The organism is Xanthobacter sp. BG11Y11_SDJG (assembly GCF_057364445.1).
Genome location: NZ_JBNFNU010000776.1, coordinates 1 through 861 on the forward strand (window position 1 = coordinate 1; position 861 = coordinate 861).

Here is an 861-nt window from a genome sequence, read left to right on the forward strand (position 1 = left end):
CGGACCTGAACCCCCCGCTGCCGGCGCGCCGCCGCTCACGAGCCGAGCGCGGCGCGCAGCAGGGCGGCGTGCTCGGCCAGCACCTCGTTCTTCTCCATCTCCACGTGCGGGGGCTTCATGGGCACGCCGAGATGGCGCGGAATGACGTGCATGTGCAGGTGGTAAACGATCTGGCCGCTGGCCTCCTCGCTGAACTGCTGGAGCACGATGCCATCGGCCTTGAACGCGGTCATGGCCGCCTTGGCCACCTTCTGGGCGACCATGGCCACATGGGCGAGGTCCTCCGGCGCGACGTCCAGCAGGTTGCGCGACGGCGCCTTGGGGATCACCAGCGCATGGCCGGGGCAGCGCGGCATGATGTCGAGGAATGCGAGCGCCTTGTCGTCCTCATAGACCTTATGGGCCGGCAGCTCGCCGCGCAGGATCTTGGCGAACACGTTGCTGGGGTCGTAGGCCGGCGTGGCGCTCATCTCGGCTGTCCTCCTGAGGGGTCTTTCAGGACATCGCAAGGCCGGCGCGGAGGGTCAAGGGGCGGCCCCGCCGGAGCGCGCGGCGATCAGGGCGCGGGTGTGGTCGAGGTTGGCCTGGGTCACCTGCCAATAATGGGGGCTAGCCTCCGGGGTGAAGACCGCTAGAGCAGCCTCGTAGGCGCGCACTGCCGCCTCCAGATGCGCGGTGCCGCTCTCTCGCTCGCCGAGGGTACGGAACACAGTGCCGAGATTGTGCTGGGTCATGGCCCATTGGAAGGGCGCGCGGGCGCGGGTGCGTTCCTCCAGCGCGGCTTTCATAGGCGCGCACCGCCTCTTCCAGGCGACGGTGCCGCTCTCGCGTTCGCCCAGGATCCAAAAGCGCAGTGCCGAG

1 protein-coding gene and 1 pseudogene are annotated in these 861 nt (G+C 69.2%); both read right to left on the reverse strand.

Features of this window, described 5'->3' with window-relative positions; translation table 11 throughout:
* Positions 1-35 precede the first annotated feature (35 nt).
* Entirely contained in the window at positions 36-470 is a 435-nt protein-coding gene (locus tag AC2W7M_RS26460) for an HIT family protein (protein ID WP_486136159.1), read from the reverse strand.
* Between the two features lie 54 nt (positions 471-524).
* Positions 525-861, reverse strand: a pseudogene (locus AC2W7M_RS26465) (tetratricopeptide repeat protein); the annotation flags it as partial.

Bases quoted from the DNA above. Each gene is read 5' to 3' on its own strand.
- AC2W7M_RS26460 (WP_486136159.1), bottom strand. From the start codon at position 470: ATGAGCGCCACGCCGGCCTACGACCCCAGCAACGTGTTCGCCAAGATC.